Here is a 25388-nt window from a genome sequence, read left to right on the forward strand (position 1 = left end):
GGCCGAAAACACCAAGCCGAAAGCTCTCAGTCGAAATCCTGCAGCTGAAGCTCGATGTCCTCCTGTCCGATTTGTCGCGGGAAGACGGCTTGGCGCATCAAGGCTTTCGACAGCAGCGCGCGATAGTGGCTGCGCGGTACGTCGACGGTGCCGAACTGACGCAAGTGTGGCGTGGTGAACTGGGTGTCGAGCAAGCCGAAACCGCCCTTGCGGAGCCGCATGATCAGGTGAACCAGTGCGACCTTGCTGGCGTCGTTCTCGCGGCTGAACATCGACTCGCCGAAGAAGGCGGCCCCGAGCGCGACGCCATAGAGCCCGCCGACCAGTTGCTCCTCTCCAGTTTCGGGCTCCACCTGCCATGCTTCGACGGAGTGGCCGAATCCCATGCGATGCAGCTCGCTGTAGAGAGCTTCGATCGTCGGATTGATCCAGGTTTCCGGCCGGTTGCCGGCGCGCTCCGCACAGCAGCGAATGACCTCCGTGAAGGCCGTGTTGACGCGAACGTCGAAAGCACCGCGCTGGATCTTGCGTTTCAGCTTGCGCGGCACGTGGACCTGATCGAGAGGCAGCAACCCCCGCATCTCCGGATCGATCCAATGGATCTCCGGATCGTCACGGCTTTCGGCCATCGGAAAGATGCCGACGGCGTACGCCCGAAGAAGCAACTCCGGCGTCAGCTGCATGGTCTTAGGTTAAGGGATCCGCGGCTCACGTCCAGAGGGGCAAGCCCTTGCGAGGCTATTTCGCCTGGCTTTCGAGCCAAGCTTCGAGCCAGTGAATGTTGTAGGAGCCGTCGATGAAGTCGGCGGCCGAAATCAAACGGCGGTGCAGCGGCAAGTTGGTGTCGATGCCCTCGACGACCATTTCCTCCAAGGCCCGGCGCAGGCGCATCAGGCATTCATTACGGTTGCGGCCCTGAACGATGAGCTTGGCCACGAGACTGTCGTAGTTCGGCGGCACGCGATAGCCGCCGTAGAGATGCGAATCCACGCGAACACCAAGGCCGCCCGGCGCGTGATACTCCGTCACGCGCCCCGGAGACGGCAGGAAGGTCTCCGGGTGTTCGGCATTGATCCGGCATTCGATCGCATGGCCTTCGAAGACGACCTGATCCTGAGTCAGCTCCAGCGGCTGCCCGTTGGCGATGCGCAGCTGCTCGCGCACCAGGTCGATACCGGTAATCATCTCGCTCACCGGATGCTCCACCTGCAAGCGGGTGTTCATCTCGATGAAGTAGAACTCGCCGTCTTCGTACAGGAATTCGAGCGTCCCGGCGGAGCGGTAGCCGAGCTTCTGCATCGCGGCGACCGCGATCTCGCCGATGCGCTGCCGCTCTGCGGCATTGAGGGCAGGCGACGGTGCCTCCTCGATAACCTTCTGATGGCGGCGCTGGATCGAGCAGTCGCGCTCGCCCAGATGAATCGCGCCGCCTTGACCGTCGGCCAACAACTGCACCTCGATGTGGCGCGGCTTCGACAGATACTTTTCCAGATAGACTTCGTCATTGCCGAAGGCTGCCTTGGCCTCAGCGCGGGCCGACTGGATCTGGCCCACCAGCTCCTCCGGCGCCGCGGCGATTTTCATGCCGCGCCCGCCACCGCCGGCCGAGGCCTTGATCAGCACCGGGTAGCCGATAGCGGCGGCAACTTCGCTCACCGCCCCCAGGTCGTCGATCGCACCATCCGACCCGGGCACGACGGGAATGCCGAGCGACCGCGCCGCCTCCTTGGCTTTCACCTTGTCGCCCATCAAGGCGATATGCTCCGGCTCCGGACCGACGAAGGCGAAGCCATGCTCCTCGACCATCGCCGCAAAGGTCGCGTTTTCCGACAGGAAACCGATACCCGGGTGGATGGCGTCCGCTCCGGTAATGGTCGCGGCGGAGAGGATCGCCGGCATGTTGAGATAACTCTTGGCCGACGGCGGCGGACCGATGCAAACCGACTCATCCGCCAGACGTACATGCATCGCGTCGGCGTCGGCAGTGGAATGGACCGCCACGGTATGAATGCCCATCTCGCGACAGGCGCGGTGGATGCGCAGGGCGATCTCGCCACGATTTGCGATCAGAACTTTTTCGAACACCGCCCTGCCGGCCCCCGCCCTACTCGACGACGACCAGAGGCTCGCCGAACTCGACCGGCGTGCCGTCTTCGACCAGGATGGCCGTAACCTTGCCGGCGCGCGGCGAAGGCATGTTGTTCATCACCTTCATGGCTTCGATGATCAACAAGGTCTGGCCCTCGCGCACCTGATCTCCGACCTGCACGAACGGGCCAGCGCCAGGCTCCGGCGCCAAGTAAACCGTTCCGACCATCGGCGAAGCCACGGTGCCCGGATGAGGGCCGGCCGCAGGCTCATCGGCGACCGGTTTAACGGCGACGGGCGGGCCGGCAGGCACTACGGCGGTCTGCAAGGGTGCGGCCTGCCGGGCCACGCGCAGCCGGCGGTCGTCATCCTCGATCTCGATCTCGCTGAGACCGGTCTCGCTCAGGAGCTCCGCCAGCTTGCGAATCGCCTCTTCGTCGATGGGAAACTTACTCACTCAGACCTCCACCTGGCTGCCGAGGATCTCGGCCAGCGCCTCGAGCGCCAGCAGGTAGCCCCGCCGGCCCAGACCGATGATCACACCGTCGGCAGCCAACGATACATAGCTGTGATGCCGGAACGCCTCCCGGCGGTGAATGTTGGAGAGATGCACCTCGACGGTCGGCAAACGCACTGCTTGCAGTGCATCGAGCAGCGCGATCGAGCTGTGGGTCAAGGCGCCGGGATTGAGCAGCAGCCCTTCGAACTGACCGGGCGCTTCCTGAATCCAGTCGACCAAGGCGCCTTCGTGATTCGACTGTCGGCATTCCAGACCGAGCCCCAGTTCGCCCGCTCGACGCCGGCAGTCCGCCTCCAGATCGGACAGCGTGCCGCGGCCGTAGATCTCCGGCTCGCGTTTACCCAGCATGTTGAGATTAGGTCCGTTCAGCAGCAGGACCCGCGGCGCAGCGGCCACCCTTTACCCCCAAGCGATTCGCCTTGTTTGCTTAAGGGAAGGCCTAGCACGCGCCTGCCCATGCAGCAACAGAGGGGGGTGACTAGTCCGAACCTAGCTTCCTTCGCGCGCCTGGGCGACGGCTTGCTGCAGACGGGACATGGTGACGGCCCCCGGCAGGATCTCCTCACCCACCACGAAGGCGGGCGTACCGTTGATGCCCAGAGCTTCGGCCAGATCGTAGGTTCGCTGCAGAGCCGCATCGATGTCGGGACTGCGCATATCGGCCTGCAGCTGCGCCATATCGAGACCCAGGTCCTCGGCAATGGCCAGGACTTGATCCTGGGTCAGCTTGCCGGCGCGTTCCATCAGGGCGAAGTGAAAATCTTCGTAGCGCCCCTGTTCCTGAGCGGCCAGCGCCGCACGGGAGGCGAAGTAGCTTTCGGGCCCCAGGATCGGCCACTCCTTCATCACCACTTTGAGGTTGCCGTCGGCCTCGATCGCCTGGCGAAGAGGTTCCGCCACACGGCGGCAATAGGGGCAGTTGTAGTCGAAAAACTCCACCACCACGACGTCGCCATCGGGATTGCCGATCACGGGAGCCGTCGGATCGTTTTCCAGCGCCGTCCTGTGGGCGGCGAGCGCCTGCCCTTGACGTTCCACCTCGGCCTGAAGCTGCTGCTGCTCGTAGAGCTGCAGCGCCTCGATCAGGATTTCCGGATTCTCCATCAGAGTTTGGCGAACCAGCGCGCGGACGGCCGCCTGCTCCGCATCGCTCAGTGTGGCGTCCTGCGCCTGCACCGCACCGCCAGGCAACAGAAGCATGGCGGCCAAAACAGCTCCAGCCACCAAGGATCCGGCTTTCGCCATCGGCCCGTTTCCTCTCCAGGATGATATTTTCATTGGTCTTTCTAGCTGGCCTTTGAGGTTCGCGTTATCGACCTTATCGCTCACGATCGCGTTGCTGCTCGGCTTCGCGCCCCGCCACTTCGGCCAGATCCGATGCCCGCAACCAGCCGGAGGTTCCCTCGTCCAACAGGGTCTTGGCCTTTTCCGCCTGGCCGGAGGCGTCGCGCCAGTTGCTGCGCGCGTAGTTGTATTCGGCCAGCGACAGCGCGGTCATGCCTTCGTTGCCGAGGCGCCCGTGCGCGATAGCCGACAGGCGCCAAGCGGTCGCATTGTTCGGTTCGAACGCCAGGACTGACGTGAGATTGTCGAGGGCGGAACGATAGGTCTCCTCGAAGCCCAGTTCGACCTGCACCTGCGCGAGTCGCAAGCGGAGTTGCGGGTCGCGCGGCAAAAGCGCGACGGCTTTCTCGTACTCCGGCAGAGCTTCCGCGACTCGCTGATTCTCCAGAAGCATCTGGCCACGAAGCTCGTGAAAGTAGGGGTCGTTCGGTCGTTCGACGATCAAATCATCGAGCGTTGCCAAGGCCTCATCCAGAAATCCCTGCTTGAAGCTGCTGATCGAGTGCGCATAGCGCGCCGGCAGGCTCTCATCTGCCTTGGGGAAGAGGTGATAGACTTCCTGCGGTGTCCGCAGAAAGCCGGCCAGCTTGGCCCGCATGCGCTGATGACGCTCCAGCACGTCGGCCGGAAGCTGCGCCCCAGTATAGGGCGAAGCAGCCACCGCCTGCTGTAGAAAGGAGATACGGTCGGCTGTCAGCGGGTGGGTGCGCAGGTAAGGGTCCTGCTGCGCCGACAGAAGGACTTCCTGATCCTCGAGGATACGAAAGAAGTCGAGCAATCCTTCGGGACTCAGGTTAGTACCGCGCAGATACTCGACGGCCGCCTGGTCGGCCGCCTGTTCCTGCCCACGCGTGAACGACAGCAGGTTGCGCAGCGCGATGTCCTGACCGCCGCTGCTGACCGCCGCCGCGACCCGTCCGTCCCCCGTCGCGATGCCGGCCAGAATTGCCAGCAGGCTGCTGGCCGCAGCCGTAATGCCCGCGGTCTCGATCTCATCCCGCCGTCCAATATAGTGGCCAGCCGCCAAATGACCGGTCTCGTGCGCGATCACTCCGATCGTCTGCAGTGGCGTTTCCGAGGCCATGAGGAAACCGGTATGCAGAAACATACGACCGCCCTGGGTGACGAAGGCATTGAGGGAGTCGTCCGCGATCAAGTACACGTCGATGGCGCCGGGGCTGAGGCCAGCGGCCTGAAACAAGGGAGTGGCGTAAATCCGTATGGTGTTCTCGATTTCCGCGTCGCGAATGAGCTGCAGTCCACGCTGCTGCGCGGCGAGTGGTCCGCTCGACAGAAAAACCAGCGAGATCAACCACAACGCCATGGCCCGCAGGCGAAGCGATGCCGTCGGCCGCCGAACCCTCGAGGGTTCGGCGGCGGCATCTGAGGCAAAGGCTTGGAGGATCCGTAGCGCGTGGCGCATGCTGTTCCGTGCGGCTGTGTCGGTGCGGTTCGAGCCTACTGCAGGATTGCTTCGAGCGAAATCGCACTCTAGCCCCTCCAGAGAAGTCGCGCGAACCACCCGCAGTCGCTTGGGCAGGAAAGCCCGGCTTCGTGGCGCTTTTGCGGCAGGCGCCTGCAGCCTTCTGCTGGCCGGCTGTGCTGACGACCAGCAGGCCGGACTGCTGGTCTCGGTCGAAGGCTTTGCCGGGGTCGTCGCGGCCGATGAGCCCAATGCCACGGTGGTCGGACGCGACGTGCTCGGCAACAACGGCTCGGCCGCCGATGCCGCAGTGGCGATGGCCATGACCATGGCGGTGACCCTGCCGTCCCGCGTGGGGCTCGGCGGCGGCGGTGCCTGTCTGGTTTGGAGCGACGAAGACGGTCTGGCCGATGCCTTGTTGTTTCCACCGGTTCGCGCCGCCGACGGGGCGGTCCCGCCGCTCTTGACCCGCGCCATGGCGCTGCTACACGCGCGCTACGGCACCCTCCGCTGGGAGGAATTGGTCGCCCCAGCCGAGAACTTTGCACGATTCGGCTTCATCACCAGCCGGGCTTTCGCGCGCGACGTGGCGGCCGCGCAGAGCCGGCTGGCCGGCGATCCGCAGTTGGCCGCCCTATTCCAAGACGAGAGCGGAGACTGGATCGAGGAAGGTCGACGCCTGCGCAACCCCGAACTCTCCTCGGTGTTGGGCGGTGTGCGGGCCCAGGGCGGCGGCCACCTGCATCGCCCGAGCTTCGCGCGTCGCTACGCGGACGCTGCCGCGCAGGCCGGCGTCGCAATGAACCCGGCCGAAATCCGCGATGCCCGGGCAGAATTTCTGGCGCCGGTCGAGATCCCGGTAGGTGACAGCCTGTTGCTGCTTCCGCCGCCACGCAGCAGCGCCGGCGTCGCGGCCGGCCAGATGTGGCGGATGTTGCAGCAGGCGAACTGGATCGACGCGGCGCCCGCCCGCCAGGCGCGTTTGACCGCGGAAGCCGGATTGAAGGCGCTCGCCGCACGCCGGGTTTGGATCGGGCCGGACGGCCTGCCGATCGCCGACCCACAGGTCCTGGTCTCCGGAGACTCGGTCCGGGAGATGGTTTCGGCCCCCTTGCCACCGGCAACGAGCAGCGCTGCGCCCCCCTTCGCCGCCGGCTTCGTCACCGGCGACCGCAGAGGCAACGCCGTGGCCTGTAGCTTTACGCTGAACGACCTCTTCGGCCGTGGCCGACTGGCCGACGGACTGGGGCTCGTTTTGCCGGCGGCCCCGGTCGAGGCGAGCAACAACAGCGTACCGCTGGCAGTCGCGCTGATCGCCGATCCCGAAACCGGGCGGCTCGACGAAGCCGTCTCCGCCAGCGGGGGGGAGGCAGCCTTCCAACATCTCGTGCAGGTCCTGCAGCGCATGACCGAAGGCCAGGCCGAGGCGAGGGCCGCCCTCGACGCGCCACGTCTGGTCTGGCAAGGCGGCCGCATCCTGGCCGAGCCGGGGATCGAGGCGGCCGAGGTCACGGGCACCTTCGGTGGCGTACCGCTGTTGCGCCAGTCGGACGGCGGGTTGGTCAATGCCTTTAGCTGCCCGATGGGCCTGCGACAGGACGACGAAGCGGCCTGCACCGTCGCCACCGACCCGCGTGGTCTCGGCCTCGCAGAGCGCGCGCAGTAGACGAGGACAGATAAGGTGCTGAAGATTGCGCAGCGAGGCCGCGTCTCTCCCTTCATCGTGATGGATGTGGTTCGCGCCGCCAATGCACGGGCGGCCGAAGGCGCGGAGGTGCTTCACCTTGAAGTCGGGCAACCCGCCACCAGGGCCCCCCAACCCGTTCTGGATGCCGCCAAGCTGGCGCTTGAACAGTCGCTGATCGGCTATTCCGATGCCCTCGGGTTACCGAGCCTCCGGCAAGCCCTTGCCGGACACTACGCCAGGGTCAACGGTGTCGATCCCGACCCGGACCGGATTGCCATCACACCGGGCTCGTCCGGCGGGTTCCTGCTGGCCTTTCTGGCCGCCTTCGAGCCCGGAGATAGGGTTGCACTTGCGGCACCGGGTTACCCCGCCTACCGCAACATCCTGAAGGCACTCGACATCGAACCGGTGCTGTTGGAAACAGACCTGGAGCACCGCTATCAGCCGACGCCCGCATTGCTGCGACAAGCCGGCCGGCTGGACGGCCTGATCGTCGCCAGTCCCTCGAACCCCACCGGCACGGTTCTCGACCGCGATGCGCTCAAGGCGCTGGTCGACTATTGTGCGGCCGAAGGCATCCGCCTGGTCTCCGACGAAATCTATCATGGCATCACCTACGGAGATCGCGCGACGTCGGCACTGGAACTGACGAACGAAGCCATCGTCATCAACTCCTTCTCCAAATACTTCTGCATGACCGGCTGGCGGTTGGGCTGGATGGTGCTTCCCGAAGACCTGATCCGGCCGGTCGAATGTCTGGCCCAGAACTTCTTCGTCGCGGCGCCGACGCTGTCGCAATATGCCGCCGTCGCAGCGTTCGACTGCCTGAGCGAGTTGGACGCGCGTGTCGAGGCCTATGCCGTCAATCGTGCCCTTCTGCTCGAGCGCCTGCCTCACGTCGGGTTCGAACAGCTGGCGCCGGCCGACGGTGCCTTCTATCTCTATGCGGATGCCGGACGCCTGACCAACGACAGTCCGGCGCTCTGTGCGCGCATCCTGCAAGAAACCGGTGTCGCTCTGACACCCGGCGTCGACTTCGACCCGCAACGCGGACATCGATTCGTCCGGTTTTCCTTCGCGGGCTCGCTGGATACCATGAAGACTGCCTGCGACCGCCTCCGGACCTTCGCCGGATCCGATGGATGAAGCTGCCGCCGGCGGTCGCGGTCGCCGCGGTGCTTCTGTCGACACCGTCGGAAGCCGGGGACAACAGGCCGCTGTCTGCCTTCAGCGAGCTTCATGTCGACACAGCCATCACCGTGACTCTGATCTGTGGCGAACGACCCGGCGTGCAGATCGAAAGCGATACGCCCGCAATTGGAGACAGCTATATCGATCTGCGCGTGGTCGAGGGTTCGGAGGGCCAGAGCGTGGCGAAGCTGCACTTCAGGCGCGACTTCGACCGGCAGATCCATCCCGACCAGATGCGCCTGCTGCTGACGACCGACCGCCCTCTGCGGCAGGTCGGGGCAACGACTGGCGCGCGACTGACCCTGCCGGCCTGCGCCCTCGATAGCGAACAGCTGACACTGAAGGTCGAAACCCAGGCGCGGGTCGAGATTTCCGGCGAAACGCGGCGGCTCTTTCTGACTGTCGAGAGCGGCGGAACGTTAAATGCGCTCGGGGGCGGTCGGGGTTTCGTTCCGAAACGCGTCCGCCTCCATGCCGGCCGAAACGTCCGCGTGGGCCTCTGTCACGCCGGGGGGATCGAGATCCTGCACCAGGCCGAAGACGCGCGCGTCCTGACCGGCTGCTAGCCGGTCAGGACGCGACTCTGCGCCAAACCTTCAGGAGTCGAACGACCGTGATCCGGTTCAGCCGACGATGCGGTTCCACCAACCTCGCCGCTTCGACTCCGGCTGCTGAGGCTCGGCGTCTTTCGCGCGCTCAGCCTGTCCGGCCGGAACCGGTTCGGGTTCAGGCTCGGCCGTTGCCGGCGACAAGGATGCGAGCGCCGGCTCTGGTTGCGGCTCTACGCGTTCGCTCTCTACCGAGTTGACCGGCTCGGGCAAGGAGTCCGGGACGGGCCGCTCCTCGGCAGCGACATCCGACCGAGACTCGGCCGCGGTTGCCGGCTTGCGGCGCGGACGCCGGCTCCGGCGTTTCGGCTTCTCCTCCTGTACCGGCTCGTCGGCCGGTTCCGCATCGGCGGGCGGTTCGCCGGCAGACACGTCACCTCCGGCCTCGCGCACCGCGTCATCCGCAGTGTCAGGGTCATCGGTCGCGTCCGGATCACCCGCGTCGCCAGCCGGTTCTTCAAGGGTGCCGTTCTCGGACTCGCCATCCTGCTCGTCACGAACTTGGCGGGCCTTGGACCGGCGCCGGCCGCCACGCTTGCCGCGTCGGCGGCGCTTGGCTTGCCGAGCCTCGTCCTGCTCGTCTTCCTCCGCGTCAGCGTCCGCTCCCGCCGGCTCGACGGTTTCGGGCGCTTCCTCGAGGCTCTGCTCGTCCGTACGCTCGCTGGCCCGGACCTCATCCTCGCTACCGCTGCGGCGCTTTCGCCCGCCCCGACGCCCTCGACGGCCGGAGGAACGGCGCTCCTCGCCGCCATCGGCCTGCTCCTCCTCGGAGCTTGCCTCGGTGATGGGCTCCCTGGCAGGGACCTGAACCGGCGGTGCGCCCTCGCTGGTCAGACGCCGCAGATCGTAGTCCGGGGTCAGCAGCGTGTCATCGGCCCGAACGGCGATGGACACACCGTAGCGCTGTTCAAGATCTTGAACCGCATGGCGCCGCTCGTTGAGCAAGAAGAGAGCGACGGACGTCGGCACGGTCACCGTCAACTCGCCGCCACCGCGCTTGATCGCTTCCTCGGTCAGCGCGCGCAGTACGAGCCGACTGGCCGAGTTGTTCGAGCGGCGATGCCCGGTACCCGCGCAGACCTTGCAGACTTCCGTCTCGGTCTCGAACAGGCTGGGGCGAAGCCGCTGGCGTGACAGCTCCAACAAGCCGAAGGGACTGATGCGGCCCAACTGGATGCGCGCACGGTCGGCCTTCATCGCTTCCTTGAGGCGGCGCTCGACCTCACGATTGTGCCGCGGCTCCTCCATATCGATGAAGTCGATGACGATAAGGCCGGCGAAGTCGCGCAGACGCAGTTGCCGGGCCACCTCGTCGGCAGCTTCCAGATTGGTCTTGAGCGCCGTCTCCTCGATGTGGCGTTCCCGCGTGGCCTTGCCGGAGTTGACATCGATCGCAACCAGTGCCTCGGTCGGATTGATGACGATAGAGCCGCCCGACCTGAGCTGGACCTGGGGCTCGTGCATCAGGTCGAGTTGCTGCTCCACGCCGTAGCGATAGACCAAGGGAATCTGTGGATCCGTGTAGTGCTTCACATGGCGAGCGTGGCTCGGCATGAGCATCTTCATGAAGGCTTTTGCGGCCTTATAGCCCTCGTCGCCCTCGACCAGGATCTCTTCCGTATCGCGGGCGTAGAGATCCCGGATCGCGCGCTTGATGAGGTTGGCTTCCTCGTGGATCAGAGCCGGGGCGGTGGATTCCAAGGTATTGGTGCGGATGTCGTCCCAAAGACGCAGCAGATACTCGTAGTCGCGCCGGATTTCCGGCTTGGTCCGCTGAGCTCCCGCCGTTCGTACGATGACCGCCATTCCCTCGGGAATCAGAAGCTCTCCGACCACCGACTTCAGCCGCTTGCGGTCGACAGCATTGGCGATCTTGCGCGAAATGCCACCGCCCTTGGCCGTATTGGGCATCAGGACGCAGTAGCGGCCGGCCAACGAAAGATAGGTGGTCAGCGCCGCACCCTTGGTGCCCCGCTCCTCCTTCGTCACCTGCACCAGCATGACCTGCTTGCGCTTGATGACTTCCTGAATCTTGTAGCGGCGCATCAACTTGGCGCGGCGGCGTGCGGCCTCCTCGACCTCGTCTCCGCCAACGGTGTCGACGCTGCCTTCGGTTTCGACCTCCTCGACCGGAGCCCTGGCACGGCCGGTGTCGGCCGAACCTTGTTCGACGGAGTCTTGGTCAGCGTCGTCCGGGCCCTCATCGGCAACAACGGCGTCTAGGTCGTAGGCTTCGGCATCCAGACCGGCGTCATCCTCGCTGGGCTCGTCGAGCGCATCCTCTCCGGAGTCTCCGGGCCCCTCCTCTTCGACCGGGCCCTCGGACCTGGCGCGCAGGGCTTCTTCCTCGGCCAACAGCGCTTCGCGGTCGGCGATCGGAATGCGGTAGTAGTCCGGATGGATTTCGCTAAACGGCAGGAAACCATGGCGGTTCCCACCGTAGTCGACGAAGGCGGCCTGAAGCGAAGGCTCGACCTTAGTGACCTTCGCCAAATAGATGTTGCCCTTGAGCTGCGCCTTAGCAGCAGTTTCGTAATCGAATTCTTCGACCTTGCCGTTGGCGACCACCACCACCCGAGTCTCGTCCGGGTGGGTGGCATCGATTAGCATACGCTTTGCCATTTACTTTCGACTCCAGAGCACGCCCGGCGCCCAGACGCGGACCTGCGGAGAGACCGCAGGCCACGGGGGCGGCGCGAGACGCGCGGATTGTTACGGCGCGGACTGCGCCGTGGGTTGCGGTTTGTCGGGGGAGGAAGGGCGGAGCGCAGACCTGTGGCGACGTGGGGCAGTCCGCAGCAAGTGCTGCGTTTCGGCTATGAAGCTTCTGCCAGCCCATCACGTCGGGCCCCGATCCTTTCGTTGCTAGTCGTCCCGCGGCGCGGCCCTTCTGCGAAAACGGCAGGAAAGAGCTTGCGGAGCGGATGGCCCCGGACGTCTTCAAATCAGAACCGACGATCCGGACAACGCTCTCGGCGCACCCGAATTGGGTCGATCCGCTCGCAACAACGCCTGCGCCTGTCTCGATTCTCTCCGGCGCCGACTATCGTCGACGAATTCCTTATGCGATGCGGTCGGTCGAGCAACTCTCTTGGTTTCAAAAGTCCCAGACCGAACCGACCCGGCGACCGGACGTTAGTCTTTGGATCGGCTCCGCATAAGGCACCATAGGGATTTGGCCCCAAGGAAACAACGCTTGAGTTCATGACGGCATCGCGACCTCCGGCGACCGATGGCCGGCTTTCGTTGATCGCACGTTACCTCAAGACCAGTCCGCATCACTCAGAGTTGTCGAGCTTTTTTCGAAAACAGCCTAATCAAAAAACGTTGCCCCGGTGACTCGGCAACGTGTATTTAAGACCTATCAAGGATTCATTCCGAATACTTGACCGACGGCGGGAGCCGTCCGAGCCGGGATCGGGTTTACGGCAATCCCGCCCGACGGCTTTAGGGAGCGATCGAGTGCAGAACGATCGAGTGCGTAAGGTCCGAGGCCTGCTCGGCGTCTTGACCGCCCTGACGGTCGTCGTCGTTTGCGCCATCGCGCAATCGGCAATGGCCAAGCCGCGCGTCACGGACGTGCGCATCGGCGCACACCTGGAGTTCACACGGTTCGTCCTGGAACTGGATGCCGCCCCGGCCTACCGCGTCTTCGCTTTGGCGGACCCCTACCGTGTCGTGATCGACCTGCCGGAGATCGACTGGCCGACCCCGGCGTCGGAACAAACGGGCGGATTGATCGGCGACTTGCGCTACGGCCTCTTCACGCCGACGACCAGCCGTGTCGTTCTGGATCTGACCGGTCCGGCCCGTCTGCGCGAGGTCTTTATGATCCCGCCGCGCGACGGCCAGGGCTACCGTCTTGTCGTCGATTTGGAGCGGACGGACCGCCCGACCTTCCTCGCCGCCGAACTGGACCGCCGCCTGGTCTCGCGAGAGGAACTGCCGCGCATACGTACAGCTTTGCCCGCGGCACCTCCGGTCCCAAGCGACCCGCGCCCGACGGTCGTGATCGACGCAGGTCACGGCGGCGTCGATCCCGGCGCGATCGGCGTCTCCGGCACCTACGAGAAGGTTCTGGCGCTGGACTACGCCAAGGCCTTGCGCACGGCGCTGGAAGGGAGCGGCCGTTACCGGGTGGTCATGACCCGAGCGGACGACCGTTTCATCCCTCTACGCGATCGCTACCGAATCGCCGAACAAGCCGGCGGCGACCTCTTCGTCTCGCTGCACGCGAACATCCATTCCTCGGGCCGAATCCGCGGCGCATCGGTCTATACCCTGTCCCAGGGCGCCTCCGATACCGAGGCGGCGGCCCTGGCGGCCAAGGAGAACAAGGCCGATGCCCTGGGCGGCGTCGAACTGAGCCCTCACAGCGACACGGTCTCTCATATCCTGATCGACCTGATGCAGACCGACACGCTGAACCTCTCGCGGTCTTTCGCCAACATGCTGGTCGACACACTGGGCGAGCGGGTCAAGTTGCTCAACAACACCCACCGTTTCGCCGGCTTCGCGGTCTTGAAGTCGCCTAGCGTACCCTCGGTTTTGGTCGAAATCGGCTACATGTCGAATGCCGAGGAGGAGCGGCAGTTGAAGACCAAGGCACATCGCGAGAAAGTGACCGACGGGTTGGTTGCTTCCATCGAGCGCTTCTTCAAGCTGCAAACGGCGATGCACAACAACTGAGTCGCCTTGCACGCAGACCGGTACATTTGAGAACCAGCTGTTTGAGGGCGCAGGAACTCGACGGCGATCTCGCAAGTTTGAACATCGAGTCGCGGGACTGAGGCCGCCACATTCCGGCCAAAGCTGTCGTATAGTTCTACATGGTGCCGCAGTCGAAACAGGGCCAAGACAAGCGGATCTTTCGAGAGCAATGCTCAAGTTTTTGAAAATTACAGCGTCGTTGCTACTGGTTGGCCTGCTTCTGGGCGCCGGCGGCGTGGCCTTCGGTATCTATCACTTCTCCGAGGGACTTCCGGCCCACGACCAGCTCGCTGACTACGAGCCGCCGATGGTGACCCGCGTGCATGCCAACGACGGTCGATTGCTGGCTGAGTTCGCGACGGAGAAACGGGTCTTCGTGCCGTTCGGTGCGATCCCGGAACGGGTCAAGGCCGCCTTCATCTCGGCCGAGGACCAGAACTTCTATCAGCACTCCGGCATCGATTTCGTCGCTCTGCTGCGCGCGGTCGTCACGAATGTCCGCCAGATCGGCAGCGATCGCCGACCGGTGGGCGCCTCGACCATCACGCAGCAGGTGGCCAAGAACTTCCTCCTGACCAACGAAGTCTCGATCGACCGCAAGGTGCGCGAGGCCATCCTGTCGTTCCGCATAGAACAGACCTTCTCGAAGCAGAAGATTCTCCAGCTCTATATGAACGAGATCTATCTCGGCTTCGGGTCTTACGGTGTCGCGACCGCGGCGCTCAACTATTTCGACAAGTCGCTCGACGAGCTGACGACGGCCGAAGCCGCTTATCTTGCGGCCTTGCCGAAAGCGCCGAACAACTACCATCCCACCCGCCGGACCGAGGCAGCGATCAACCGGCGCAACTGGGTGATCGCGCGCATGCTGGAAGATGGAGCCATCGGGCCTGAGGAGGCCGCGACCGCGCGCGCCGAACCCCTCGTCATCCGACAGCGCAGAGCGACGCAGACGGCACAGGCCGATTACTTCGCCGAGGAAGTCCGGCGCGAACTGGCTGGAGTCTTCGGCGACGACGGCGTCTACGAGGGAGGGCTGTCCGTCCGCACCACGGTCGATCCGCGCCTGCAGGCCATCGCCGACCGCGCCCTGCGCAGTGGCTTGGTCGCCTACGACCGCCGTCATGGCTACCGCGGCCCGGTCGCCTCGATCGACGCGGAAAGCGAGGGTTGGGCCGAGCGCCTGGAGGCGGTCGCGCAGCCTGCCGGAGCCGGGACCTGGCAACTGGCCGTCGTGCTCGCGCTGGAGGCCGAAACGGCCCGCATCGGACTGGCCGACGGCAGTGCCGGTACGATTCCCATGGGCGAGCTGACCTGGGCCCGGGAGGCGCTCGAGAACCAGCGGGTTGGACAACAGCCCCGTCAACCCTCCGACGTATTGTCGATCGGGGACGTGGTTCTGATCGAGCCCTTGCCGCTCGAAGACGGCACCGAAGCGCCCGTTCCGCCCCAGTTCGGGTTGCGCCAGATCCCGGCCGTCCAGGGCGGGCTGGTCGCGCTCGACCCCCATAGCGGCCGCATGCTGGCCATGAGCGGGGGCTTCTCGGCCGAGATCAGCGAGTTCAACCGAGCCGTTCAGGCGCGCCGGCAGCCCGGTTCCGCCTTCAAGCCCTTCGTCTACCTGGCTGCGCTCGACCACGGCTTTACCCCCTCGTCCATCGTGCTCGACGCGCCGATCACCATGGATCAAGGACCTGGCCTCCCGAAGTGGAAGCCGGCCAACTATACCAAGGAGTTCTACGGCCCCACGACGCTGCGCATCGGCGTCGAGAAGTCACGCAACCTCATGACGGTCCGACTGGCGGACGCGGTCGGCATGCCGGTGATCGCCGACTACGCGAAACGCCTCGGCATCGTCGATAATCTGGAGGAGGTTCTCTCCATGTCGCTCGGCGCCGGCGAAACCACGGCGCTGCGCATGACTGCCGCATACGCCATGCTGGTCAACGGCGGCAAGCGGATCGAACCGACGATGATCGACCGGGTCCAGGACCGCTTTGGACAGACGCTTTACAAGCACGACAATCGGGACTGTGCCGGTTGCACGAGTCAGATCTGGACCGGTCAGGCGCCGCCGGCTCTGCCCGATACCCGCGCCCAGGTCGCGGACCCTCGTAGTGCCTATCAGATGGTTTCCATTCTGGAGGGCGCCATACTACGTGGTACCGGGGTTCGGGCGCGCGAGATCGGTAAGCCCCTGGCCGGCAAGACCGGCACCACGAACGATTATCGCGACGCTTGGTTCGTGGGCTTCTCGCCGGATCTGGTCGCCGGCGTCTACGTCGGCTTCGACGAACCCAGGTCGCTGGGAAATCAGGAAGCGGGCAGCCGCGCGGCCTTGCCGATCTGGAAGGCTTTCATGGAGAAGGCCTTGGCCGAAGCACCGGCCACCCCCTTCCGCATTCCCGAAGGCATCCGCTTGATGCGCGTCTCCCACGCCACCGGACGGCCTGCCGGTCCCGGCGACAGCGATGTAATCTGGGAGGCCTTCAAGCCGGGCGAGGAACCCCAGCGCGATGATCCCACCCAGGTCTTGACCGGTCAGGCACCTGGCGGCGCTGCAACCGGCACTCCGACGGCACCGGCCCCGCAAGCGCCGCGCACCAGCGGCTCCGGACTCTATTAGCCCGGGCCCGACTACGTGGCCGTAAAGCGCGCCAGACGTTCCAACCCCTCGTCTTCGAGACGATAGAAAACCTTCCCGACGACCGGGATCTGCAGCCGGTCGTAGAAACGTTGAGCCGCAGCGTTTTCGCTTCCCGTCGTGAACTCCAGGCGTTGACCGCCGCGCCGCACCACGGCGGCGGCGGCGGCCTGCATCAGACGTTCCCCCACCCCTTGTCCACGACCGGCCGCAACCACGAACAGCTCCTTGAGGTACCACACGGGCTCCAGGTCCCGACCCGGAAACATGCGATAGAGCATGGCGAAACCGAGCGGTTCCGCGCTCCGCGCTAGGAGGAGAGCTCCATCCGCAGGCAATGGCAGCGCCGCCCGCAACCGCGCGGCAGCGACGGTCGCGTCAATCTTGTTGTCGGCTCCATAAAAACGCTCCATCTCCAGAGCGAGCGGCACCAGGTCCTCAATATCCTCCAAACCCGCTTCCGTGACGTACACCATCGGCTGATTCTTCTCCCAGTGAGACTTTGGCTGCTGTCGCATCCATCCGGACAATACCGGCGCACAAAGCCGAGACTTGTCGCAGATCGGTCGGCGTCGCTATATCCAGGGGAGATATAAGGGAACGCAACAGGGAGGACGCGCCGGACATGCGCGCCGAGACACAAGCAGTGGTCGACTCGATTCGTGAGTCGATGGCCCTGCTGAGGAGGCATCTTTGACTGGGATCGAGCCCTTAAGCGGCTGGAGGAGCTGAACGCTCTCGCCGAGGATCCAGAGCTCTGGAACGATCCGGACAAGGCACAGGGGCTGATGCGCGAACGCGCCGCGCTGGCCGGGCAGGTCGAGCGCAGCAACGGGCTGCAACAGCGCCTCGAGGATGCCCTGACGCTGATCGAACTGGGCGAGGCCGAGGGCGACGACGACTCGATTACCGAAGCGGAAGCGGACCTGGCCAAGATGAAGGCCGAAGCCGACAAGGCCGAGATCGAAAGCCTGCTGTCCGGCGAAGCCGACAGCAACGATGCCTATCTGGAGGTCAACGCCGGTGCCGGCGGCACCGAGGCTCAGGACTGGGCGGAAATGCTGCTGCGCATGTACGTCCGCTGGGCCGAGCAGCATGGCTATAAGGTCGAGTGGATCGAGGAAAGCGGGGGCGAGGAAGCCGGCCTCAAGTCGGCAACGATCCGCATCCTCGGCCACAACGCCTACGGCTGGCTGAAATCCGAGACCGGCGTGCATCGTCTGGTGCGGATCTCGCCTTTCGACTCACAGTCGCGCCGCCACACCTCCTTCGCCAGCACCTGGGTCTATCCCGTCATCGACGACTCCATCGAGGTCGAGATGGAGGACAAGGACCTGCGCATCGACACCTACCGCGCCTCCGGCGCCGGCGGGCAGCACGTCAACCGCACCGATTCGGCCGTGCGCATTACACATTTGCCGACCGGCCTTGTGGTTCAGTGCCAGAACGACCGCTCTCAGCACAAGAACAAGGCCACGGCCATGGCCATGCTGAAGGCGCGGATCTACGAGTACGAGTTGAAGAAGCGCGAGGCCGAGGCCCAAGCGACGGAGGACGCCAAGACCGATATCGGCTGGGGCCATCAGATCCGCTCCTACGTCCTGCACCCTTACCAGATGGTCAAGGACTTGCGCACCGGAGTGGAGAAGACCAACTCCAAGTCGGTTCTGGACGGCGACATCGACGACTACCTGGAAGCCGCGCTGGCCGCCAAGCTCGGCGGCCTGGAAGTCGGCGAAGCGGTGGACGCCTGAAAGCCTAACGGATTTCGAGGTCCATCCCGCCCCACCACTCCTGGACAGGTCTGTGCGGAACGGGATCGGGAGCAGGGTGCAACGAGAGATGACGGAAGGCCGGTCAACGGCTTCTCGGGAAACAGCTGGAGGGACGACGATGCGCGAGATTTTACCTGGCATTCACACTTGGTCGAAGCTGTCGCCGCCGCACGGCTACGACTTCAACGGCTATCTGCTGGAGCTGTCCGACAGCGAGTTGGGCGGAAATCTGGTGATCGATCCGGTCGAGCCGACTCCGGACGAGTTGGACGCTATCGCCGCCAAGGGCGCCGCGCTGATCCTCCTGACCAACCGCAATCACGGACGGGCGGCGAATGCGGTGCGGGAAGCGACAGGCGCCAAGACGCTGATCAACCCGGCCGACCGGTTGCACGCCGAAAGCCAGGGCGTCGCCGTCGACGGCGCCTTGCTGGTCGGTGCGACCTTCGGGCCGCTCGAAGCGGTCGATGCCGCAGGTAAATCGCCAGGCGAGATCGCGGTCTTCTGGCCGGAGCGACGCATCCTCTTCGTCGGCGATTCGATCGTCGGCTGGCCGGCCGGGGCCTGCAAGCTGCTGCCGGACGAGAAACTGGACGATCCGGCGCAACTGCGCAGCTCCGTCGCACGGCTGCAAAGTCTGGACTTCGACATCCTACTGCCCGGCGACGGCGTAGCGATTCTCGAAGGCGCCCGGCGGCCGGTAGCAGCCTTGATCGAGAGCTGGGCGGCCTAAACCGGCCAAGGCCTCATCGCAGTCGCCCACTGCCCGTAAACTGCCGGGCGGCTCGTCAGCGTTTGAACCCTCGCCGCTTCACCGGCGGAGCGCCGCGGCGTGTGACCAGGACCACCAGCAGCCCCAAGGCAAACAAGACCGGGGCCGCTGGCCAGAGCAGGACAGGGAAGATGATGTCCTGCCACAGCGGTGCCCAGACATGGCGCTCGATGGCCGGCTGCAGCATCGCAAGGCTGTCACGATGGATCGCCGCCCAGACCTCACCAAAGGGACGCAGCGTAAAGAGGTCCAAGGTCATATAGGCCAAGAGATCGCCCGCAAAGACGATCAGGCCGCACAAGACCAGCAACCAGCCGAGCAGGTGGAAGACCAGACGCATGGACCGAATAGTTGGCGCAATCCTGTGGCGAGAGCAAGACGGGACGGCATCTGGCTTTCGGTTCGGTCCAACCGGCGGGGCTATGCCCCGAACGCCGCGCGAAGGCCTCACGGCCTCGGCCACGCCCAAGTTCGCCGTTGCATCCGCGCCCCAGCTTCGCTACCTAGTCCGCCCTGTCGTGGTGAGGTGGCCGAGCGGTTGAAGGCGCACGCCTGGAACGCGTGTAAGGGTTAACAGCTCTTCGAGGGTTCGAATCCCTCCCTCACCGCCACTTGCCGCCGCTTATGCAACGCCTCGTTAGGCTGTACGACGGTCCGAGACGCGGCCAACCTGCCATTCGGATGTCGCGTGACCCACTCCAGCCATGGGCCGTAAACGACGGATTGACGTCACTGACGTGAGCCAGTCGAGGCTGAACCATCGGGCGCGTGGTTTCGCCCGTAACTCCGTCCACAGCCTAACGACCAGTCCCTTGGCGCGTTTTCCGAGAGAACGATCATGATGTCGTCGCCGACGAAACCAGCTTCGATCGCTCCTGCCGCAACATGCTGAAAAAGCGCGGTTTTTTGTGCAACGCTCCGACCTTCCAGAAACAAGATTTCCACGATTGAGGCTTCGGATGTTCGGTTCACGTCCGGAAAGTTCCGGTCGATGATCATACAGCGGCTTTCAAAGACAGAGATGAGCTGAAACCGATCCTTGAGCGGCACGTTGCAGGTTGCGACGAGCCCGTCATGCACCGCGTCCGCCAGTTTGCGCGTTTTCCCGGCCGGAAGGGCTGCGGGAACGGAAATTCGAGCGAGGGGCATGGAACGTCCTTTCGAGACTGTGAGAGACAGTCTCCATCCAGTATTATGGACTCACCTGGCGAAAAACCGCTGAATCAGCAATCTATCTTGCTGGATTGTCACGAATGAAGCAGCCACTGGTGCCCGAGATCGCCATCTTCGTCCGAACTCTGGAGCTTGGCACCTTCGCGGCCGTTGCGAAGGAAACGGGATTCACGTCATCGGGTGTGTCCCGCATCATCTCGCGACTGGAAGACAGCCTTGGCGTAAAGCTGCTGTACCGCTCCACCCGGCGGCTGGCCTTGACGCCAGAAGGCGAAACCTTCGCGGTCTATGCCAGGAACATTCTGGAGGTCGTGGAGGCCGCCGAAGCGGACGTGTCCAAAGTCATGGGCCGTCCGCGCGGACATCTGCGTGTCAACTGCGGAACCGCCTTCGCCCATCACAAGCTTGCGCCGCTCCTGCCGCTTCTGCTGGAGAGGTATCCCGAGATCACGGTCGATATCTCCGTCAGCGACCGGCGCATCGACCCCGTTGCCGAACAGATCGACGTCACGGTGCGCGTCGGCCCTCTGGCGGATAGCGATCTCATCGCGATCCGGCTTGGAACCGTGAAGCGGGTCATCGCCGCCAGCCCCGACTACCTCGCGGCTCGCGGAACGCCTCGCAGCGCTCGTGATCTGTTGGACCATGACTGCCTGCTGCTGACAGGGTTCTCTCGACAGACACTTTGGCCATTGTACGAGAACAGCCGCCGGATCGAGATCGCCGTGAGGGGAGCGGTAACTTCGGACAGTGCGGACGCCTTGCTTCAGGCGGCGATCGCGGGTGTCGGGATCATCCGGTTGGGCGATTTCCTCGGCACCGAAGCCTTGGCATCGGGGCGGCTCGTTCCCTTGCTTGCCGATTGCCACGACGACGACCCGCAACCCATAACCGCTCTGGTTTCGCCCGGACGGCTGTCCATTCCCCGCGTCAGGGTGTTCGTCGATTTTCTCAAATACAACTTTGCTCACGGAGACGAGCTGGCGCCCCTCCGCGGTTCGACCGTCAACTCCTGAACATAGGTCCGGTTAGTTGGAAGCGAAGCGCGCAATCTGAAAGAGTGGTGACACCGGAACCAGCTTCGAGCTTGCTGCTGTCCTATAGCGACAACCGAGACATATCCCGCATCTCGATCACCTGTGAACGGTCCCTCGCCGCAGGTCGCGCGCCGACCCGCCATAGCAGTTGCTTGCGAGCGGCTATCGCAGCGACGAGAGTCTGTGACGAAACGCATTGGGTCGAGAAACGACGACCGAAGTCAGTTTCAGTTCGCCCTGCCGATTTCCGAGAAATACTTGAAATCTCCGCGCAGCCAGCGCCCGTTCTTTATATCGCTCAACAGGAAATCCCAGGTGTTTCCATCACCCCCGAAGAGCCCGGCCATGGTGCCGTCTTCGGTCTGCTCGACGCGCCAGTTCCCGCTTTCCGACAGGTTGCTGGTCCCAGCGACATAGGCGTCGTAGTCCTCCTCGTAAACTTGGTAATCCCCACCGCCCCGGAAGGAGGCCTCCGCGCTGCGGTGGAAGACATTGTCCGGACGGAGGTGGAAGTACCCCGACGAGCCGCCATAGCCGCGCCGGCATCTGCACCGCTCCCGATCTCCGGCTACGTGCCAAGGTGATGGAATGAAGGTCGTCATCCCCGACCGTCTGGGGCGTTTCGACGCCGGCGTGAAGGCCACTCCGCAGCGACTCGCTACGAAGCGGCTTCACCTTGTCACGACGATCCGGCTGGTCGATGCCGTGAGCGTTTGCGTCTCAAACGTAATCAGAACGATGCGACGACGTCGAAGTACAGCCGGTAGCCGAAGATCGTGTCGTCCCTGTCGGTCAAGGGAATCTCGGCGCCTGAGCCGAACTGCAAGTGATCGTTCAGCCGATAGCGGGCGCCACCGCCGATCGTCACCGTCGTGCCGCGGTCGTCACTGCCGAAGTTGAGCACATCCACGCCGTCGAGGTCGCCAAGCGCGCCGGTCAAACGATCGGCATTGTTGAAGGCCGTAAAGCCGTTGAGCTCGACGATGGGAAAGAAGCCGGGCAGCAGCTCGTAGTCGGCATGCAGTGAATAATGAACGATGGAGGTGTCCTCGTCCGGATCCAACGCGAAGTTCGCCCCGAGGCTGGCCTGCAGACCGAGATCGCCGAAGGCGCGCGCACCCGTGATAAAGGGATTCAAGAAACCGTCGCCGTTACCCTGAAGCTCGATGCCGCCTGTCTCCAGATCGGCAATGGGAATCTCATAGCGCAGTCCTGCGGTGAGAATACCCTCGTTCTCAGGATCGGAAATCACGGCGTACTTGAAGCCAAGAGCGATGTTCGCGAAGCCGTCTTCGTCCGGCAGAACTTCATCGAAGTTGAGGTCGGCATAGCCGTCCTTGGTGGCGATGAAGCCCAGTCGCTCCGTGATCGCCAGCCTGAACTGGAGTGCGGCCAGATTCACATGCCCGCCGCCGGTGACGAAGTCGTCGGGGATGTCGTGGTAGAAGTAGAAGCCGCGTGCCTCGGTCGTGATATAGGGCGTCTCGTTGAAGATCGGGTTGGTCAGGGGCGGCACGTAGCGGCTATGACGGCCTTCTCCAAGCGATCCGTTGAGATCGAGACCGAGAAAGTTGCTACCGGACTCCTCGGCAGCCAGTGGACCGGCAAATCCGACAGTAAGTGCCAGGGTCGAGAGCGCAATCGCACCTTTCATCCCCTGAAGCAGGCCTTGCGGCATCATTCCCTCCTTATGCATCGCAATAGAAGGCACACTAGCGATCTATCTGGGGTAGAGCATTGATCTGCCGCAGAAACGTCACGCTTCCCCGAAAGCCATTTTGTCGCACACCTCTAGTGAGAGACGCCGTCCATACGCCGATCGGAAGGCGACGAGAGGCAGATGCTCCGATACTAGCGGAGCGTGCTTCGGAAAGCGGTAAGACGCTGCGTGGAAACACACCTTGCAAAGGTTGCAACAACGAGCCGCCCTCTCCATAACCGGGCGCTTCGGGCAACCGACGTTCGGGGTATATCCTCACAAACGGCCGGGCCCCAAATTCCCCTGGCCCGATAACCTCAAATTCAGCGGAGCCCAAGATGAAGATCGACGTTGTCGAGGATGAGACAGAAAAGGCCGACTGCCTGCGACTGCGGCGTGAGGTTTTCATCGATGAACAGGGCATTGCGGAAGCCGACGAGATGGATGGTTTGGACGATCGCTGCCTGCACATACTGGCCCGTTGCAACGGCGAAGCCGTTGGAGCCGCGCGAATCACCTATCTCGAGCCTGTCGCGAAGATCCAACGTGTCTGCGTGTCTCGTCTCTGGCGCGGCAAAGGGATTGGAGCCGACATCATTAAGTTTGCTGTCGACGTGATCTCACGGACCGAGGCAATTTCGATCATCCGGCTCGGCGCTCAAACGCATGCTCTAGACTTTTACCGAAAGCTTGGTTTCCATGAGATCGGAGCAGTTTACCAAGACGCCGGCATCCCTCATCGCGATATGGAAATCAGTCTCAATCGCTGATTCGCAGGAGACGGCGGCGTTACGCCGCAGCCAATGCCGGTTGGGCGCGGCCGAAGGTTTCTCGAATGTGCTGAGCGAGCAGACGCGCCGCCGTGCTCAGAGTATCCGGCCGGCGGAAGAGCGCAATCTCGACACTCGGCAACTGCGGCAGTCCGCTACCCGCTTCCAGGATCTGCAAACCGGACGGCACGGTCGACTCGGCCAGGACGGTGACCGCCAGCCCAGCCGAGACGGCCGCGGCAAGCGCCGTGAGACTCGGGCTGGAATAGGCGACCCGCCAGTCACGCCCCTCGGCATCGAAGGCCTGTGCCACCAGTTGGCGGAACAGGCAGCCCTCGGGGAAGAGCGCGAGCGGCAAGGGCTCCGCCCGCAGAGCCGGGCTGCCGGGGCTGGCGCACCAGACCAGCCGCTCGCGCCGTAAGGCCTCGCCATCCCGCATGGCCGGCGTGCGGGTCAAAAGAGCCAGGTCGAGGCGCCCAGCCTCCACTTCGCCGATCAGGTCGAGCGACTCGTCGCAGGCAACATCGATGCGGACACGCGGCGCCGCCTGGGCGAAGCTGGCGAGAATCCCCGGCAGAAAACAGGTGGCATAGTCGTCCGGCGTGCCCAGCTTGACCGCGCCATCGACCTCGGGCCTCAGAAGCTGTGCCACCGCCTCGTCGTTCAGCTGCAGCAACCGCTTGGCGTAGCCGAGCAGCAGCCGGCCCTCGCCCGTAACAGCGACGTTGCGGCGCGAACGATCGAGCAGACGGCTTTCGAGCTGGTCTTCCAACCGCTTGATCTGCATGGAAACAGCCGACTGGGTGCGCCCCAGGTCCTGCCCGGCGCGCGTGAAGCTGCCGGTCTCGGCAATGGCGACGAAGGCACGCAGCAAATCGAGATCGAGAGGTCGTGACATAACCATCATGATGCTTGATGAAGTTAATCATAGCAATTCGTTTTCGTTATGAATTACCAAGGCATAACCTGCGGCAATGGTCCAGCAGGGAGCTTCTCCATGAGCCTCAGACTTGCCTTTGCCGGGGGCCGCCGACCGCTTTCCGATGGAACCGCGGCCCTGATCGCCGTCGCCTTCGGTGCCGCCATGACCGGCTTCGCGCCGATCTTCGCGCGCCTCAGCGAGCTGGGCGCGATCCCGACCGCCTTCCATCGCATGGCCTTCGCGAGCCTGGCCCTCTGTCTGCTCATGGCCTTGCTGCCGGCCCCGGCGGAGCGCCGGCCGGCCAAGCTCATCGACCTTCTGTTGCTGGTGGCTGCGGGACTGTTCTTCGCCGGCGACCTGGGCTTCTTCCATGCCGCCTTGGCCAACACTTCGGTGGCCAATGCGACTCTTCTGGTCAACCTTGCTCCGATCCTGGTCGGCCTCGGCGCCTGGGCGCTGTTCGGGGAACGGCCGAGCCTGCGCTATCTCGGCGGGATGCTGCTGGCGGTCGGCGGCGCCCTCTGGCTCAGCATGGCCGGTGCGCGCAGCGCGGAGACCGGTTTGACCGGTGATCTGCAAGCCGTCGCCGCGGCCGGTTTCTACGCCGCCTACCTGCTGACGCTGAAGCGGCTACGCGCAGTCTTCACCACTGCCGCACTCATGTTCTGGTCCTCGGCGGCGGCGGCTTCTGCGCTGCTCGCCATCGCTCTGGTTATGGGAGACCCGCTGCTGCCCGACAGCCTTCGGGGCTGGGCGGCCGTGGCCGCCTTGGGCCTGATCGGCCATGCCCTCGGCCAAGGACTTGTGGCGCGGGGCTTGAAGCAGCTCCCGGTCGCCTACTCGGCCCTGGTACTGCTACTACAGCCCTTGGTCGCCACGGCCGCGGCCTGGGCCGTCTTCGGCGAGGCCTTGTTGCTCGGCCAACTGGCCGGCGGTCTCCTCCTCCTCGCCGGCCTGGCGGTTGCCCGCCCTCGCAAATGATCCAACCCGGTAGGTAAACGATCCGCCGGGGAGCCTCACTCGGC

The 25388-nt window shown here is 64.3% G+C and carries 23 protein-coding genes and 1 tRNA gene; 11 read left to right on the forward strand and 13 right to left on the reverse strand.

The annotated features are described in order from the left end of the window. Positions 1–26: 26 nt before the first annotated feature. The 6 genes from aat to DBZ32_RS11095 form a co-directional block, all read right to left on the reverse strand. A complete protein-coding gene (aat, locus tag DBZ32_RS11070) occupies positions 27–683 on the reverse strand; it encodes a leucyl/phenylalanyl-tRNA--protein transferase (protein ID WP_119167223.1) in 657 nt (218 codons plus the stop codon). 55 nt (positions 684–738) lie between these two features. After that, on the reverse strand, positions 739–2085 hold the full coding sequence (gene accC / locus DBZ32_RS11075) for an acetyl-CoA carboxylase biotin carboxylase subunit (RefSeq protein ID WP_119167224.1): 1347 nt from the start codon (positions 2083–2085) through the stop codon (positions 739–741). 19 nt (positions 2086–2104) lie between these two features. Beyond that, positions 2105–2545, reverse strand: a complete 441-nt coding sequence (gene accB, locus DBZ32_RS11080; protein ID WP_119167225.1) for an acetyl-CoA carboxylase biotin carboxyl carrier protein — start codon at positions 2543–2545, stop codon at positions 2105–2107. Further along, positions 2546–3004, reverse strand: a complete 459-nt coding sequence (gene aroQ / locus DBZ32_RS11085; RefSeq protein WP_119167226.1) for a type II 3-dehydroquinate dehydratase — start codon at positions 3002–3004, stop codon at positions 2546–2548. A gap of 93 nt (positions 3005–3097) precedes the next feature. Continuing rightward, complete coding sequence (locus DBZ32_RS11090) at positions 3098–3853, reverse strand: DsbA family protein (protein WP_208539196.1); 756 nt, start codon at positions 3851–3853, stop codon at positions 3098–3100. 73 nt (positions 3854–3926) lie between these two features. Beyond that, positions 3927–5375, reverse strand: coding sequence for a M48 family metalloprotease (locus DBZ32_RS11095; protein WP_162906717.1), 1449 nt, complete (start codon positions 5373–5375; stop codon positions 3927–3929). Positions 5376–5484: 109 nt separating this feature from the next. Between DBZ32_RS11095 and DBZ32_RS11100 the strand changes: the two genes are divergently transcribed. Genes DBZ32_RS11100 through DBZ32_RS11110 form a run of 3 tightly spaced genes read left to right on the forward strand, consistent with a single transcriptional unit; the run spans position 5485 to position 8819 of the window. Beyond that, complete coding sequence (locus tag DBZ32_RS11100; protein WP_162906718.1) at positions 5485–7041, forward strand: gamma-glutamyltransferase; 1557 nt, start codon at positions 5485–5487, stop codon at positions 7039–7041. An 18-nt stretch (positions 7042–7059) separates the two neighbouring features. Further along, positions 7060–8208, forward strand: a complete 1149-nt coding sequence (locus DBZ32_RS11105; RefSeq protein WP_235830197.1) for a pyridoxal phosphate-dependent aminotransferase — start codon at positions 7060–7062, stop codon at positions 8206–8208. Next, positions 8205–8819, forward strand: a complete 615-nt coding sequence (locus DBZ32_RS11110; RefSeq protein WP_119167228.1) for a head GIN domain-containing protein — start codon at positions 8205–8207, stop codon at positions 8817–8819. Before DBZ32_RS11105 ends, DBZ32_RS11110 begins: the two co-directional genes overlap by 4 nt. A gap of 57 nt (positions 8820–8876) precedes the next feature. Here DBZ32_RS11110 and DBZ32_RS11115 read toward each other — a convergent pair whose 3' ends face one another. Further along, positions 8877–11483 carry an Rne/Rng family ribonuclease gene (locus DBZ32_RS11115; protein WP_119167229.1) on the reverse strand — a complete coding sequence of 869 codons (2607 nt, stop codon included), beginning with the start codon at positions 11481–11483 and terminating at the stop codon, positions 8877–8879. Positions 11484–12323: 840 nt separating this feature from the next. Here DBZ32_RS11115 and DBZ32_RS11125 point away from each other — a divergent pair. Together DBZ32_RS11125 and DBZ32_RS11130 are read left to right on the forward strand one after the other, a co-directional pair. Then, positions 12324–13550 carry an N-acetylmuramoyl-L-alanine amidase gene (locus tag DBZ32_RS11125; protein WP_119167231.1) on the forward strand — a complete coding sequence of 409 codons (1227 nt, stop codon included), beginning with the start codon at positions 12324–12326 and terminating at the stop codon, positions 13548–13550. 190 nt (positions 13551–13740) lie between these two features. Continuing rightward, on the forward strand, positions 13741–16197 hold the full coding sequence (locus tag DBZ32_RS11130) for a penicillin-binding protein 1A (RefSeq protein ID WP_119167232.1): 2457 nt from the start codon (positions 13741–13743) through the stop codon (positions 16195–16197). An 11-nt stretch (positions 16198–16208) separates the two neighbouring features. Here DBZ32_RS11130 and DBZ32_RS11135 read toward each other — a convergent pair whose 3' ends face one another. After that, entirely contained in the window at positions 16209–16691 is a 483-nt protein-coding gene (locus DBZ32_RS11135) for a GNAT family N-acetyltransferase (RefSeq protein ID WP_162906719.1), read from the reverse strand. A 149-nt stretch (positions 16692–16840) separates the two neighbouring features. Here DBZ32_RS11135 and prfB point away from each other — a divergent pair. Together prfB and DBZ32_RS11145 are read left to right on the forward strand one after the other, a co-directional pair. After that, a protein-coding gene (gene prfB / locus DBZ32_RS11140; RefSeq protein ID WP_119167234.1) for a peptide chain release factor 2 occupies positions 16841–17969 on the forward strand; the annotation gives its coding sequence in 2 pieces (ribosomal slippage) (positions 16841–16909 and positions 16911–17969; 1128 coding nt in all). 139 nt (positions 17970–18108) lie between these two features. Further along, a complete protein-coding gene (locus tag DBZ32_RS11145) occupies positions 18109–18723 on the forward strand; it encodes an MBL fold metallo-hydrolase (protein WP_162906720.1) in 615 nt (204 codons plus the stop codon). 55 nt (positions 18724–18778) lie between these two features. Here DBZ32_RS11145 and DBZ32_RS11150 read toward each other — a convergent pair whose 3' ends face one another. Then, positions 18779–19102: a hypothetical protein gene (locus DBZ32_RS11150; RefSeq protein WP_119167236.1), complete on the reverse strand. Its 324-nt coding sequence runs from the start codon at positions 19100–19102 to the stop codon at positions 18779–18781. A gap of 180 nt (positions 19103–19282) precedes the next feature. Between DBZ32_RS11150 and DBZ32_RS11155 the strand changes: the two genes are divergently transcribed. Next, positions 19283–19373: transfer RNA gene (locus DBZ32_RS11155), tRNA-Ser, on the forward strand. 118 nt (positions 19374–19491) lie between these two features. Here the strand turns inward: DBZ32_RS11155 and DBZ32_RS11160 are convergent. Then, a complete protein-coding gene (locus tag DBZ32_RS11160; RefSeq protein ID WP_119167237.1) occupies positions 19492–19911 on the reverse strand; it encodes a tautomerase family protein in 420 nt (139 codons plus the stop codon). Positions 19912–20015: 104 nt separating this feature from the next. On the opposite strand from DBZ32_RS11160, the gene DBZ32_RS11165 reads away from it, so the two are divergent. Next, a complete protein-coding gene (locus DBZ32_RS11165; protein ID WP_119167238.1) occupies positions 20016–20951 on the forward strand; it encodes a LysR family transcriptional regulator in 936 nt (311 codons plus the stop codon). Positions 20952–21199: 248 nt separating this feature from the next. Here DBZ32_RS11165 and DBZ32_RS11170 read toward each other — a convergent pair whose 3' ends face one another. Continuing rightward, complete coding sequence (locus DBZ32_RS11170) at positions 21200–21574, reverse strand: hypothetical protein (RefSeq protein ID WP_119167239.1); 375 nt, start codon at positions 21572–21574, stop codon at positions 21200–21202. 128 nt (positions 21575–21702) lie between these two features. Then, a complete protein-coding gene (locus tag DBZ32_RS11175; RefSeq protein ID WP_162906721.1) occupies positions 21703–22650 on the reverse strand; it encodes a transporter in 948 nt (315 codons plus the stop codon). Positions 22651–23009: 359 nt separating this feature from the next. Here DBZ32_RS11175 and DBZ32_RS11180 point away from each other — a divergent pair, with 359 nt between their 5' ends. After that, on the forward strand, positions 23010–23441 hold the full coding sequence (locus tag DBZ32_RS11180) for a GNAT family N-acetyltransferase (protein WP_119167241.1): 432 nt from the start codon (positions 23010–23012) through the stop codon (positions 23439–23441). A 19-nt stretch (positions 23442–23460) separates the two neighbouring features. Here the strand turns inward: DBZ32_RS11180 and DBZ32_RS11185 are convergent, their stop codons facing one another. Further along, positions 23461–24339, reverse strand: coding sequence for a LysR substrate-binding domain-containing protein (locus DBZ32_RS11185; RefSeq protein ID WP_119167757.1), 879 nt, complete (start codon positions 24337–24339; stop codon positions 23461–23463). A gap of 99 nt (positions 24340–24438) precedes the next feature. Between DBZ32_RS11185 and DBZ32_RS11190 the strand changes: the two genes are divergently transcribed. Beyond that, positions 24439–25344 (forward strand): DMT family transporter, encoded by a 906-nt coding sequence (locus tag DBZ32_RS11190; protein WP_162906722.1) that lies wholly within the window; start codon positions 24439–24441, stop codon positions 25342–25344. Positions 25345–25388 lie beyond the last annotated feature (44 nt).

Origin of the sequence: Algihabitans albus (assembly GCF_003572205.1) — a bacterium.
In the GTDB taxonomy this organism is placed as follows: Bacteria; Pseudomonadota; Alphaproteobacteria; order Kiloniellales; family DSM-21159; genus Algihabitans; species Algihabitans albus.